We start from the raw sequence: 12405 nt of genomic DNA on the forward strand, positions 1-12405 counted from the left end.
GACTCTGCTGAGTCGGCGTTTTTATAGAAGGTATTTAGGCCATGACAGTGAGCGTTCATACGAACTCCTCCGCGATGATTGCCTTGCAGAATCTGAACGTAACCAACAAAAGCCTGGAGGATGCGCAGCAGAAGATCAGCACGGGCCTGGCGGTTTCTTCGGCCAAGGACAATGCCTCGGTCTACGCCATTGCGCAGGGGCAGCGTGCGGACCTGGGTGGCCTGAACGCCGTGACTGACAGCCTTAACCGCGCGTCTTCGATCGCTGATGTGTCTCTGGCGGCCGGTGAATCGGTTTCCGATCTGCTGAACCAGTTGCGCGAAAAGGTCGTCGGCGCGATGGATACGTCGATCGATACCACTTCGCGCAACGCGCTCAGCAGTGACTACAAGGCAATACTCGGCCAGATTACCCACGTCGTGGAAAACGCTACCTTCAACGGCTCCAACATTATCGATGGCTCGCTGTCCAACGCCATCCAGTTCATCGCCAATGCCGACGCCAATTCGGTCATCACGCTGAGCGTCCGCACCATGGCCCTGGGCGGACCGATCATCACGCTTTCGGCCGCCAGCGACATTTCGTCGGCTACGGGGGCGTCGCTGCTCCTGAGCCAACTCGATCAGTCGATCGACAATCTCAATGCCAATCTGGGCGCGCTGGGTTCGCAGGCCAAGCAGATCGAAGGCCATTTGAGCTTCGTGTCGAAATTGCAGGATTCGATCACCGGCGGTATCGGCAACCTCGTGGATGCCGACATGGCCAAGGAGAGCTCGCGCCTCCAGGCGCTTCAGGTCCAGCAGCAACTCGGCACTCAGGCGCTGTCTATCGCCAACCAGTCGCCGCAGCAGATCCTGTCGCTGTTCAAATAGGGCGGGCGGTATCCGGATATCTATGAAAAGGCGGGCTTCAGGCTCGCCTTTTTCAGTTTGGCGTGACCGTCAGGGCGTTATTTTGTCAGGACTTCCGGCGCATTAATCTCAAGTGTTTACGACTCTTAAGGATTATGCGCCGATACTGAGCGCTGATACCTGTCATTCGCCGCCGGACCTGTTGTGACCATCTCCTTCGATGCCTCATTGCTGACCAGTTACTACAATGCCAAGATGGGCATTGCGTCGACGGATGCGTCATCGTCTGGTTCGTCGTCGACCAGTTCCGCCAGTACGAAAACCAATTCCCCTACAGGGCAGGCGGCGGCTCCATCAGCGCCGTGGACCGGCAGCTCCGGCATGATGTCGGAAGACGATCTTGTTACGAAGGTGCTGGGCGGTCGCCGGTTTATTGATCCCAATGCCGTCACCTCCAATGTGGCGGGCGCCTCGCCCGACTATACCAAGCTCTTTACCCTTTATCAGGGGCTTAATGCTCTGGAAGGGCTGGCCAGCAAGGCGCAGGATTCAAAGATATCGGCGCTGACCCTGGCCGCGGTCCAGCGCCGTTTTGCCGCCGGCATGGCCGAGGTCGGCAGCTACCTGTCCGATACGAAATACGACCACCTGTCCCTGACCGAAGGCACGCTGACCAGCGAACTCAAAGGTACGGTCGGCACGGCGCGGACCGACACCCTGTATACCGGCCCGGCGATCCAGACTGGCTCGGCTTCGACCGCGGTGAAGGCGTTCGAGGGCGATGTCAAATTCACTATGAGCGTCAAGAAAATCGGCACGGCCACGCCATTTACCGTCAATATCGACCTGGGCGACATGGGTACGCAGACCCGCAGCATGTCGAACGTGGTCAGCTATATCAACAGCAAGCTGAAAGAGCAGGGGCTCCAGACCAAGTTCGTAGTTAACCGCACACCGGCTGTACCAACGACAACCACGATCAACGGCAAGACGGTCACGCTGTCTGCCGGCCAGGATACGTTCGGTTTGCAGATCAAGGGGGTGACGACCGAAGCGCTCACCATGAGTGCGCCGGCCCTGCAGGATTCGGTCTATGTGGTGCAGACGACCGGCGACCCGACAATCACCACCACCAAGAAGGCCAGTGACGGTACATCAACCACAACTAATAGCGTCACCTCGCAGATATTGAAATTCCAGACCGACAGCTCCAGCACGGCTGAACAGCCGGCGGGGGCGATCTCCAAGGTCGGCGCGCAATACTGGACGGCGGGCGAATCCGGCCAGACCGTCCTGCCGGATTCCGTTGCCAATGTGGACGCCAACGGCTCTGCCGACGATACCATCGCCAATGCCCTGCAGACCGCCGCCGGGCCGGACGGATCGCTCTATGTGCTGGCCAATGTCGATAATACGACCGACGACCAGACCATCAAGGGCACGCAGGACGTGGCCCTGATCAAGTACGATTCCGCCGGCAAGATCGTCTTCACACGCACCCTCGGCGCCAGTGACACGGCCTCGGGCCTGGCCCTGGCGGTGTCCGCCGATGGCAAGGTGGCTGTGACCGGCTCGGTGACCGGCGCGCTCGATGTCGCTACAACCAAGGTCACGACCTATGGCAGCGGCACGAATACCGCCACCAGTACCTCGACTACGACCACCAGTCTGAATGGCGCCGACAACACCACAACCGACAGCTTCGTCACGGTCTATGATGCCGCCGGTGTCGAGCAGTGGACGCAAAGGCGCGGTGCGAGCGGCGCCGATGAAGCGACTTCGGTGACGTTCGGCAATGATGGCTCCGTCTATGTCGGCGGCAAGACGCAGGGGTTGATGCAAGGCGCCAGCGGCTCGGCAAAGGGCGGCTATGACGGTTACGTCATGGGTTTTTCAGCCACGGGCGATTACAAATTCACCGTCCAGACCGGCACGGCGCAAAGCGATACGGTGTCGCAATTGAAAACGGACGGTAATACGCTCTACGTCGCCGGCGTGGAGAACGGCAATGTGGTCCTGAAAACCTTCGACCTGGGCTCAACCACGACGACGGACGCCAAGGGCGTGACCACGACCAAATACACAGCTACCCAGTCGGCTTCGCGTGATCTCGGCGGCATTGGCGGCGGTGCGATCAGCGGCATGGATATCTATAACGGCAAGGTCTATCTTGGCGGGTCTTCGGGGTCCGGCAGCCTTTTGAGCGCGACCGGCAACGAAACCGCGCAATATGCCGGCTCCTACGACGCGTTTGCCCTGTCGGTGGATGCGGACATGTCCGTCACCACCAATGACCGCATTGCCTTCTATGGCGGCACGGGCACGGAAAAGGATGCCAAGGTGCAGTTCGCCAATGGCAAGGCGTGGATTTCCGGCCAGACCAATGGCGCGATCGACGGCACGACCAAGATCAACGGCAATGACGCTTATCTGGCGCGGCTGAATATCGATACCGGCGCCGTGGAATACCAGACGCGCTATACCGGCACGAACGGCATGGTGACGCCCAATGCCATCGCGGTATCCGCCAATTCCGGCAGCGTGCTCGATCGCCTCGGTCTGCCGCTCGGCAAGATCGAAACCACCGATTCCAAGCTGATCACATCGGGCACCAGTGTGCGGACCGGCGATCAGTTCTACCTGGTCGATCCCAAGACGGGCGTGAAGAAAACCATCACCATCGAGGCCAATGACACGCTGGAAAGCCTGGCCACCAAGATCACCCGCGCTTCCGGCTATAAGCTGACGGCGGATGTCACCAAGGTCACCGGCAAGCAGATCGACCGGCTGGACATCAAGCCGGCCAACAAATCGAGCCAGATGGAAATCGTCAGCGGGCCGGCGGGCAAGGATGCGCTGGCCGGCCTTGGTCTGGCATCAGGCATGGTTACCAATGACGCCGACAAAACGATGGATGCCTCTTCGAGCAATTACCTCAAGTCCCAGAAGACGATGGGGCTGGAATTCGATACCTCGCTGAACCTGAATTCCGACGCCAATATCGCCAAGGCGATCGCCTCGCTTCAGGACACGCTGAAAAACGTCCAGAAAGCCTATACCTATCTGCGTTATGGCGACCCGCAGGACAGTGGTACTTCCAAAAAAGGCAAGACCGGAAGTGCGGTGCCGCAATATATGACCGACCAGATCGCCAACTACCAGGCGGCGCTGAATCGCCTGACTGGCGGCGGCTAGCCCAACCGGCGCTTGACAGCAGCGCGCGGAACAGGGCTTTTACGTTCCTCATAATGCAGCAGGACGGCGGCCGTCATTCGGTTGCCATCTTTTCGCGTCAATCGTATTATGGTTAGCAGTCAGGACGCGTGTTTGCGTCAATGAGGGGAGTTCATGGCCAAGGATCAAAAGCGCTGGATCGCCATCGGCGTAGGGGCGGCGGTGGCAATTGTTGTCGGCATTATACTGGCCATGGGCGTTTCGCGCGGCCATAAGGACGACGAAAAGATGAATGATCAGCCGACCGGCCTGACCTTCAAGGTGGCGGATCCGGCGCCGTCGCTCGATACCAAAAAGCCGCTGCGCTGCTATGTCAATGGCGCCTATGTCGGTGACGTCACCCTGGCGGAATGTGCCAAGAAGAACGGCGTCGCCGCCCAGTCGCTTGATGTCGGTATCGATGACAACGGCAACCAGGTGGCCGCGCCCACGGCTTCGCTGGTGCCAGTGCCCGGCGCGCCGGGCAGCGCCGAAGCCGCCCAGCCGGCCGATCCGGCTCAAGGCGCGGAAATCGTCCCGCCCACAGCAACAGCCGCCGGTCCGACGGCGTCCTGCCTGCGCTACAGCAGCAATTCGTGGAACAAGCTGGCGGATAATATCACGATCGGCCAGTGCGCCATTCTTCTCTTTGACACGCGCTGCGTATCGCCTGGCCAGGCGTCATACGGCCGCTGGGGCAGCAAAACCCTGCGCCTGGTGCCGCGCCGCGTCGAACAATCGGATGATAACGCCACCTTCCGCCCGCTGGTTGACCAGGGGCAGGGCTGTTCGGTGCCAATGGTGCGCTGAGGTAATTAAAAGGCGGGGCGTTTGTCCCGCCTTTTTCATGGATTTTCCTTGGTTTTTTACGGCTAAACGTGGTTAAATCCGCTGTCAGATAAAGGGGCGGATTACGAAGGATAAGCCATGAAGACCAAGACAATTCTGCTGGCGGGCCTGATCGGGGCCGCCGCCATGACCGGCCTTGCCGGATGCCAGAAGCGCGTAAAGGCGCCGGAAGTGGCAAATGCCTGCTATTATGTTGGCTTTCCCAAGGCTGGCGGCCTGAAATTCAACGAGCTGTCCAAGAGCGAACCGGACCTCGAACACTGCGCTGTCCGGCTCTATAATGCCCGCATGGACCTGATGGCGACCCGCACGGCCGGCGAGCAGACGATTGGCGCCTATAATGGCACCTTCCTCTTCGCTAGTGGACGCGAAGTGCGCTATTCGCAACACTATGAAGGACCGGCTTTCCCGCTGCTGGTCAAGGCACCGGACGGCCGCCTGGTGGCGCCGGGATCGGTGGTTCAGGAAGAGGCGCCGACCGGTGAAAAGGTGACGGTCGATATCCCGAAAAATCTGCCGCAAATGCCTTCGGATGCCAAGAAGTAACTATCTGTGGAAGAGGCGGCGAGAAGCGGCGGCAAAGCCGTCGCGGGCCTTCCCATGAGCGGCATAAGGTTCTAGTGTTAACTATTCGGCGCCCCGACGGCGAACCGATTCGTCATGGAACAAAAGAGCGTGGAAAGCGCTCAGGTAATAAAGGAAGTTTACGATGGCAGGCAGTGTCAACAAGGTCATTCTGATCGGCAATCTCGGCAAGGATCCCGAAATTCGCAACATGCCCTCCGGCGACCGGATCGCCAACCTGACGATCGCCACGTCCGAGCAGTGGCGCGACAAGGCGACGGGTGAGCGCAAGGAAAAGACGGAATGGCACCGCGTCGTCATCTTCAATGACAACCTGGCCAAGATCGCCGAGCAATATCTGCGCAAGGGCTCCTCTGTCTATGTCGAGGGCGCGCTCCAGACGCGCAAGTGGACCGACCAGAACGGCGTCGAGAAGTATTCGACCGAAGTTGTCCTGCAGCGTTTCAACGGCAACCTGACCCTTCTGGGCGGCCGTGGCGACAGCGGCGGTGCCTCTTCCGGTGGCAGTTATGACCAGTATGAGGATTCCTATGGCGGTGCACCCGCATCCTCCGGTCCGAAGGCGGCCCCTTCCGGCGCGCCGCAGAACTTCGACCTGGATGACGAAATTCCGTTCTAAGGCCGAACTGTACCTCTACGCGTTTTAACAATCCGCGCCGCCGTTAAAGGCGGCGTGGGTGCATACAAGACATTGAATTCATGAACGATACGACATCTGGCGACGTTTTGGGGCCTGAAGACGAAGATCCCCGTAACGGCTTTGGCGGCCAGCCGCCGGCCGGCATCAGCTTCATCACGATTGAAGACGAACTGAAGCGATCCTATCTCGATTACGCCATGAGCGTCATCGTGTCGCGCGCCCTGCCGGATGCCCGTGACGGCCTGAAACCCGTCCACCGCCGCATCATGTATTCGATGCACAAGGAGGGGCACACGCCCGAAAAATCCTATGTGAAATGCTCGCGTATCGTTGGTGACGTGATGGGTAAATACCATCCGCACGGCGACCTGGCGATCTATAACTCGTTGGTCCGTATGGCCCAGCCCTTCTCGATGGGTCTGCTGCTGGTCGATGGCCAGGGCAATTTCGGCTCAGTTGATGGCGATGCCCCGGCCGCCATGCGTTATACCGAGTCGCGCCTGTCCAAGCCGGCCATGTCGCTGCTGGCCGATATCGACAAGGATACGGTCGATTTCCAGCCCAACTATGACGGCAAGGAAGACGAGCCCTCGGTCCTGCCGTCGCGGATCCCGAACCTGCTGGTTAATGGCGCCGGCGGCATCGCCGTCGGCATGGCCACCAATATCCCGCCGCACAATCTCGGCGAGGTGATCGACGCCTGTCTGGCCCTGCTCGATAATCCGAACGTCACCCTGGAAGAACTGCTCGATATCGTGCCGGGACCGGACTACCCGACGGGCGGCGAAATCCTCGGCCGTTCCGGGGCGCGCCAGGCGCTGATGACCGGCCGCGGCTCGGTGGTCACGCGCGGCAAGGCCAGCGTCGAGACGATCCGCAAGGACCGCGAAGCCATCGTCATCACCGAAATCCCGTATCAGGTCAATAAAGCGACCCTGATCGAATATATTGCCGACATGGTGCGCGAAAAGCGGATCGAAGGTATTTCCGATATCCGTGATGAAAGTGACCGCCAGGGGATGCGTGTCGTCGTCGAACTGAAGCGCGAAGCCTCGGGCGATGTGATCCTTAACCAGCTTTATCGCTATACGGCCCTGCAATCGAGCTTCGGCGTCAATATGCTGGCGCTGAATCATGGCCGTCCGCAGCAGATGGGCCTGCGCAAGCTGCTGGAACTGTTCCTCGAATTCCGCGAGGAAGTCGTCGTTCGCCGCACGCGCTTCGAACTGGGCAAGGCGCGCGATCGCGGCCATACCCTGGTCGGCCTGTCGATTGCTGTTGCCAATATCGATGAAGTCATCCATATCATCCGCTCCTCGGCCGATCCGTCGGAAGCGCGCCAGCGCCTGACCTCGCGTACCTGGCCGTCCGGTGATATGGCGCCGATGATCGACCTGATCGCCGATCCGCGCTCGATCGTGCTCGAAGACCGTCAGGTCCGCCTGACCGACGAACAGGCCCGCGCCATCCTGGCCCTGACCCTGTCGCGCCTGACCGGCCTCGGCCGCGATGAAATCGGCGACGAAATCAAGACCCTGGCCGCCGCCATCGCCAACTATCTCGAAATCCTGGGCTCGCGCGAACGCATCCTGGCCATCGTGCGGGAGGAACTGAGCGAGGTGAAGGCCCTCTATGCCGTGCCGCGCCGCACGACGATCGTCGATGGCGAAGGGGATATCGAGGACGAAGACCTCATCCCGCGCGAAGATATGGTGGTCACGGTGACTCACTCCGGTTACGTCAAGCGCACGGCGCTGGCCGCCTACCGCGAGCAGCACCGCGGCGGCAAAGGCCGCTCCGGCATGGCCATGAAGGACGAGGACGCCATCACCGGGGTCTATTCGGCCACCACGCACCAGCCGATGTTGTTCTTCTCCTCAACCGGCAAGGCGTACAAGCTCAAGGTCTGGCGCCTGCCGCTGGGCAATCCGCAGTCCAAGGGCAAGGCGTTCGTCAACCTGCTGCCGCTCGATGGCGGGGAAACCATCACCAATATCCTGGCCCTGCCGGAGGATGAAGCCGCCTGGGAACGTCAGGATATCATCTTCGCCACGCGGTCAGGCGATATCCGCCGCAACAAGCTGAGCGATTTCGTCAATGTCAATCGCGCCGGCAAGATCGCCATGAAACTGGAAGAGGGCGATGCCATTGTCGGCGTGGCCGTCTGTAACGAGGATCAGGACGTTCTGCTGTCCACCTCCGGTGGCCGGTCGATCCGCTTCGCCGTCGATGAAGTGCGTGTCTTCAAGGGCCGGGATTCGACCGGTGTGCGCGGTGTGCGCCTTCTGGGCGAGGATACGGTCATCTCCATGGCGATCCTGAAGCGCGTCGAGGCCACGCCAGCCGAGCGCGCCGCCTATCTCAAATATGCCGCCCAGCAACGCGCGGCGGCCAATGTGGAAGAGGGCGAAGAGGTACCGGCGCCTGCGGATGATGACGGTGAGGAAGGCGGCGAAGAAGCCAGCCTGTCACCGGAACGCATCGCTGAACTGGCGGCGGGCGAGGAATTCATCCTGACGGTTTCGGATATCGGTTTCGGCAAGCGTTCATCCTCCTATGATTATCGCCGCACCGGCCGTGGCGGGCAGGGGATCGTTGCCATTGATCTCAGCAAGCGCGGCGGCAGGCTCATTGCCTCCTTCCCGATTGATGCGACAGATGGATTGCTGTTGGTGACATCGGGCGGACAACTTATCCGCACCAATGTGACAACGGTCCGCATCGCCAGCCGCAATACCCAGGGCGTCACCATTTTCCGCACATCGGAAGGCCAGAAGGTCGTTTCGGTCGAGCGGATCGTGGAGTCGGGCGAGGACGACGCGGATACAACGGACGAAACCGCATCGGTCACGGACGCGACCTGACATCAGCCGCAGCAAGGGGCGCCGCATGACAACCGACCACAGGACCGGTCTTTATCCGGGGACTTTCGACCCGATCACCAATGGCCACAGTGATATTATCGGCCGGGCGGTCAAGCTGGTCGATAAGCTGGTGATCGGCGTGGCGCGCAATATCGGTAAGGCGCCGATGTTCACCATTGATGAGCGGGTCGAAATGGTGCGCGAGCAGGTGGCGCCGCTCGGTGATCGCGTCGAGGTGCTGCCTTTCGACAGCCTTTTGATGCATTTTGCCCAGGAGGTCGGCGCCGGGGTCATCATTCGCGGCTTGCGCGCGGTGGCGGATTTCGAGTACGAATTCCAGATGACGGCGATGAACCAGCAGCTTAACCGCGATATCGAGACGGTTTTTTTGATGGCTGATCCGCGCCATCAGGCCGTCGCGTCGCGTTTGGTCAAAGAAATAGCCCAATTGGGCGGCAGTATCGCGCCGTTTGTGGCCCTCAGCGTGGCGGAACGCCTGCTGGCTAAGGTCGCTCCCAGGGTTGCTCGTTGAATTTAGACAGGAAGAATGATGTCATTGGTGAAAAAAAGTGCGCTTCTGGCGGGGGCGATAGCGGCTTTGATGGCGACTTCCGCATTGGCTCTCGATCCCGGCTACCGGATGGCGGACCCGAACAATACCCTGGTGATCGATACCACCAAGGGCCAGGTCATCCTCGAAATGTATCCGTCGCTGGCCCCCAATCACGTCGAGCGCCTGCTGACCCTGACGCGTCAGCACTTTTATGACGGCCTGACCTTCCACCGCGTCATCGAAGACTTCATGGCCCAGACGGGTGATCCGAAGGGCGATGGCACAGGCGATTCCACCCTGCCGAACGTCAAGGCCGAGTTCACCGTCCGTCACGATTCGAGCTTCCCGTTCACGGTAGCCACGCGGCCCAAGGGATCACTGATCGGCTTTGTCGGCGCCATGCCGGTACAGAGCCAGGTCAATGAACTGATGGCGATTTCCAATGATGGAAAGGTCAATGCCTGGGGGTTGTTCTGCCAGGGCACGGTCGGCATGGCTCACAGCTATGACCCGGATTCGGGCAACAGCCAGTTCTTCCTGATGCGCGGCGCCAATTCGTCGCTGGAGAAAAAATATACCGCCTTCGGTACGATACTCACCGGTCTGGACGTGGTGCGCAAGCTGAAGATCGGCGAACCGCCGGTCAATCCGGACAAGATGAACACGGTGCGCGTGCTGGCCGATATTCCGGAAGCCGAGCGTCCGCAGGTCGAGGTCATGGATACGGCGTCGCCGCAGTTCCAGGCTGTACTTGAGGCGACGCGCAAGGAAAAGGGCGACAATTTCTCCGATTGCGACGTCACCGTGCCGGCCAAGATACTGAACGCCGCGCCCGCCACCGCTGAAGCCGCACCGACGCCGGCGGCACCGGCAGGCAGATAATTAAAAGCGCCGGGCTACTCCGGCGCTTTTTTATTCCGCCACAGGTAATGGGGCTGCCTTAACAGCCGGGCGCGGGCCACGCCGACGTCGACGCCGGGCTTTTTTCTTTGCCATTGAAAGCAGCAGCCCTTCGCGCAGGCCGCGATCCGCCACACGCAGTCTCTGGCACGGCCACAGTCGCTGAATGGCTTCCAGTATGGCGGCGCCGGCCAGAACCAGATCGGCGCGATCCTTGCCGATACAGGGTTCCTGTTCGCGCCCGGCATGTCCGATATCCAGCAGGCGGGTGATAACGGACTGCACATGCGCGTGGCTCATCCACAGGCCATCGACGCGGGAACGGTCGTAGCGTTCCAGCCCCAGATGCATCCCGGCCAGCGATGTGATCGCGCCGGACGTACCGACGATATAGGCTTCGCCCCGGTCAAAATGCGGGCGCAGGGTCTCCGGATCGGTGAAGTGTCGGACCGTTCGGCTGACATCCTCGACCATGGCTTCAAACCAGGCGGCCGTATGGCCGGAAACGGGCTCCGGAAAGCGTTCAGCCAGATTGACCACCCCAACCGGAATCGAGATCCAGTAGCGCGGGCGTGGCATCCGGCGGGCCACCTTGAGCGCATTGCTTTGCGCCAGCGCCTGCGCGTCCAGAGGGGACGCGGCCGGCGCCGGGGTATCATCCGCCAGTTCCACCCAGCTCAGTTCGGTTGATCCGCCGCCAACATCCATGACCAGGGCGGCGCGCGCCACGGGGCTGACCTCGCGCGGGTCAAGGAGCGAAGCGCAGCCCATCACCGACAGATGCGCCTCTTCCTCCGGCGAGATAATGGTCAGTTTCAGGCCGGTTTCGCGCTCCACGCGGGTAATGAATTCGCGGCCATTGCGGGCGATGCGGCAGGCTTGCGTCGCCACTGCCCGGATGCGTACGGCGCCGCGCTTTTCAATCTTTTCGGCGCATATCTTCAAAGCTTTCAGCGCGCGATCCATGGCGCGCTCATGGAGCTGGCCGGAATGGGCCAAGCCCTCGCCAAGCCGCACGATACGCGAAAACGCCTCTACGATGCGAAACTGTGAATTGGCGAAGGTGGCGATCATCAGGCGGCAATTATTGGTGCCGAGGTCGAGCGCAGCATAGACGACCGCAGGTTCGCCCCGGACGGTCGGTCCACCTGATGCGTTGCGCGGACCGCCCGACGAACTGCCCCGCCGGCGATCGTTTGAGGGAGCCCGGTACATGGCTCATACCCCGCTTATGGACGGTTGCCGGTCCGACACCATGTCAGAGGCCAGGTCTTCACAACCTGACAGGCAATCTTTCCCCCTTACTTTATGGTCTGTGTCCGGACATGCCAACCCAAAATCGGGCCAGGCCGTAAATTACCCAACCATAATCGCCGTTATTGAAAATAATTTGAAGTCACAACCACATGGAGAAGGGCAGTGCGTTATCCCTCGGGTTTGGTTCATTATGACGCCAGGGGAATGGGGCAAGGAAGTCGTTTCATGCCAGAGCAGCGGTCAGCGAAATTCGATATCGGTCAGGTGGTCAAGCATAATCTGTTTGAGTTCCGCGGCGTCGTTTTTGACGTCGATCCGGAATTTTCCAATACGGAAGAATGGTGGCTGGCGATCCCGGAAAGCGTGCGTCCGCAGAAGGACCAGCCGTTTTATCATCTGCTGGCCACCAATGGAGAAAGTTGTTACGTCGCCTACGCGTCCGAAGGCAATCTCTGCGCGGATGACACCGGCCAGCCCTTTACCCATCCGCAGACCCAGTTGATCTTCGAGCGATTTGAAAACGGCCGTTACAAGCCGAAAAGCCGCATGGCTAATTAGGCCGTAGACTCATAACGCTTTGATCCAGATTCTGGTGGCGACGATCTTTACGGCTGCCAGAAAATTCAGAGGGTTTTTGTCGTAGCGAGTGGCAATACCTCTGAATTGCTTGAGTTTATTGAAGAAGCGTTCGAC

Annotated in this window: 10 protein-coding genes and 1 pseudogene; 9 read left to right on the top strand and 2 right to left on the bottom strand. The window is 60.3% G+C overall.

Going from position 1 to position 12405, the window contains the following annotated elements; all coding sequences use genetic code 11:
• Window positions 1-41: 41 nt before the first annotated feature.
• The 8 genes from ACTHND_RS14740 (at window position 42) to ACTHND_RS14775 (ending at window position 10437) form a co-directional block, all read left to right on the top strand.
• Window positions 42-872, top strand: coding sequence for a flagellin (locus ACTHND_RS14740; protein ID WP_440178713.1), 831 nt, complete (start codon window positions 42-44; stop codon window positions 870-872).
• Between the two features lie 183 nt (window positions 873-1055).
• Window positions 1056-4046 (top strand): transcriptional regulator, encoded by a 2991-nt coding sequence (locus tag ACTHND_RS14745; protein ID WP_440178714.1) that lies wholly within the window; start codon window positions 1056-1058, stop codon window positions 4044-4046.
• 153 nt (window positions 4047-4199) lie between these two features.
• Window positions 4200-4874 (top strand): hypothetical protein, encoded by a 675-nt coding sequence (locus tag ACTHND_RS14750; protein ID WP_440178715.1) that lies wholly within the window; start codon window positions 4200-4202, stop codon window positions 4872-4874.
• 117 nt (window positions 4875-4991) lie between these two features.
• Complete coding sequence (locus ACTHND_RS14755) at window positions 4992-5459, top strand: hypothetical protein (RefSeq protein ID WP_440178716.1); 468 nt, start codon at window positions 4992-4994, stop codon at window positions 5457-5459.
• A 163-nt stretch (window positions 5460-5622) separates the two neighbouring features.
• The gene (gene ssb, locus ACTHND_RS14760; protein WP_440178717.1) at window positions 5623-6117 is read left to right on the top strand and encodes a single-stranded DNA-binding protein; all 495 of its coding nucleotides are present in this window, start codon (window positions 5623-5625) and stop codon (window positions 6115-6117) included.
• Window positions 6118-6197: 80 nt separating this feature from the next.
• Window positions 6198-9002, top strand: coding sequence for a DNA gyrase subunit A (gyrA, locus tag ACTHND_RS14765; protein ID WP_440178718.1), 2805 nt, complete (start codon window positions 6198-6200; stop codon window positions 9000-9002).
• A 25-nt stretch (window positions 9003-9027) separates the two neighbouring features.
• Window positions 9028-9534: a pantetheine-phosphate adenylyltransferase gene (gene coaD / locus ACTHND_RS14770; RefSeq protein ID WP_440178719.1), complete on the top strand. Its 507-nt coding sequence runs from the start codon at window positions 9028-9030 to the stop codon at window positions 9532-9534.
• 69 nt (window positions 9535-9603) lie between these two features.
• Window positions 9604-10437 (top strand): peptidylprolyl isomerase, encoded by an 834-nt coding sequence (locus ACTHND_RS14775; RefSeq protein ID WP_440178721.1) that lies wholly within the window; start codon window positions 9604-9606, stop codon window positions 10435-10437.
• Window positions 10438-10467: 30 nt separating this feature from the next.
• Here ACTHND_RS14775 and ACTHND_RS14780 read toward each other — a convergent pair whose 3' ends face one another.
• Window positions 10468-11670, bottom strand: a complete 1203-nt coding sequence (locus tag ACTHND_RS14780; RefSeq protein ID WP_440178722.1) for a Ppx/GppA phosphatase family protein — start codon at window positions 11668-11670, stop codon at window positions 10468-10470.
• Between the two features lie 267 nt (window positions 11671-11937).
• Here ACTHND_RS14780 and hspQ point away from each other — a divergent pair, with 267 nt between their 5' ends.
• Window positions 11938-12270, top strand: coding sequence for a heat shock protein HspQ (gene hspQ / locus ACTHND_RS14785; RefSeq protein ID WP_440178723.1), 333 nt, complete (start codon window positions 11938-11940; stop codon window positions 12268-12270).
• 9 nt (window positions 12271-12279) lie between these two features.
• On the opposite strand, the pseudogene ACTHND_RS14790 reads toward hspQ, so the two are convergent.
• A pseudogene (locus tag ACTHND_RS14790) lies at window positions 12280-12405 on the bottom strand (IS5/IS1182 family transposase); the annotation flags it as partial.

The sequence above is a fragment of the Asticcacaulis sp. genome, from assembly GCF_051954415.1.
Classification (GTDB): Bacteria; Pseudomonadota; Alphaproteobacteria; order Caulobacterales; family Caulobacteraceae; genus Asticcacaulis.

Excerpts from the sequence above, each read along its gene's own strand:
- ssb (WP_440178717.1), top strand. The coding sequence starts at position 5,623 with ATGGCAGGCAGTGTCAACAAGGTCATTCTGATCGGCAATCTCGGCAAG.
- ACTHND_RS14755 (WP_440178716.1), top strand. The coding sequence starts at position 4,992 with ATGAAGACCAAGACAATTCTGCTGGCGGGCCTGATCGGGGCCGCCGCC.
- gyrA (WP_440178718.1), top strand. The coding sequence starts at position 6,198 with ATGAACGATACGACATCTGGCGACGTTTTGGGGCCTGAAGACGAAGAT.
- ACTHND_RS14750 (WP_440178715.1), top strand. The coding sequence starts at position 4,200 with ATGGCCAAGGATCAAAAGCGCTGGATCGCCATCGGCGTAGGGGCGGCG.
- ACTHND_RS14775 (WP_440178721.1), top strand. The coding sequence starts at position 9,604 with ATGGCGACTTCCGCATTGGCTCTCGATCCCGGCTACCGGATGGCGGAC.
- hspQ (WP_440178723.1), top strand. The coding sequence starts at position 11,938 with ATGCCAGAGCAGCGGTCAGCGAAATTCGATATCGGTCAGGTGGTCAAG.
- ACTHND_RS14780 (WP_440178722.1), bottom strand. The coding sequence starts at position 11,670 with ATGTACCGGGCTCCCTCAAACGATCGCCGGCGGGGCAGTTCGTCGGGC.
- coaD (WP_440178719.1), top strand. The coding sequence starts at position 9,028 with ATGACAACCGACCACAGGACCGGTCTTTATCCGGGGACTTTCGACCCG.
- ACTHND_RS14740 (WP_440178713.1), top strand. The coding sequence starts at position 42 with ATGACAGTGAGCGTTCATACGAACTCCTCCGCGATGATTGCCTTGCAG.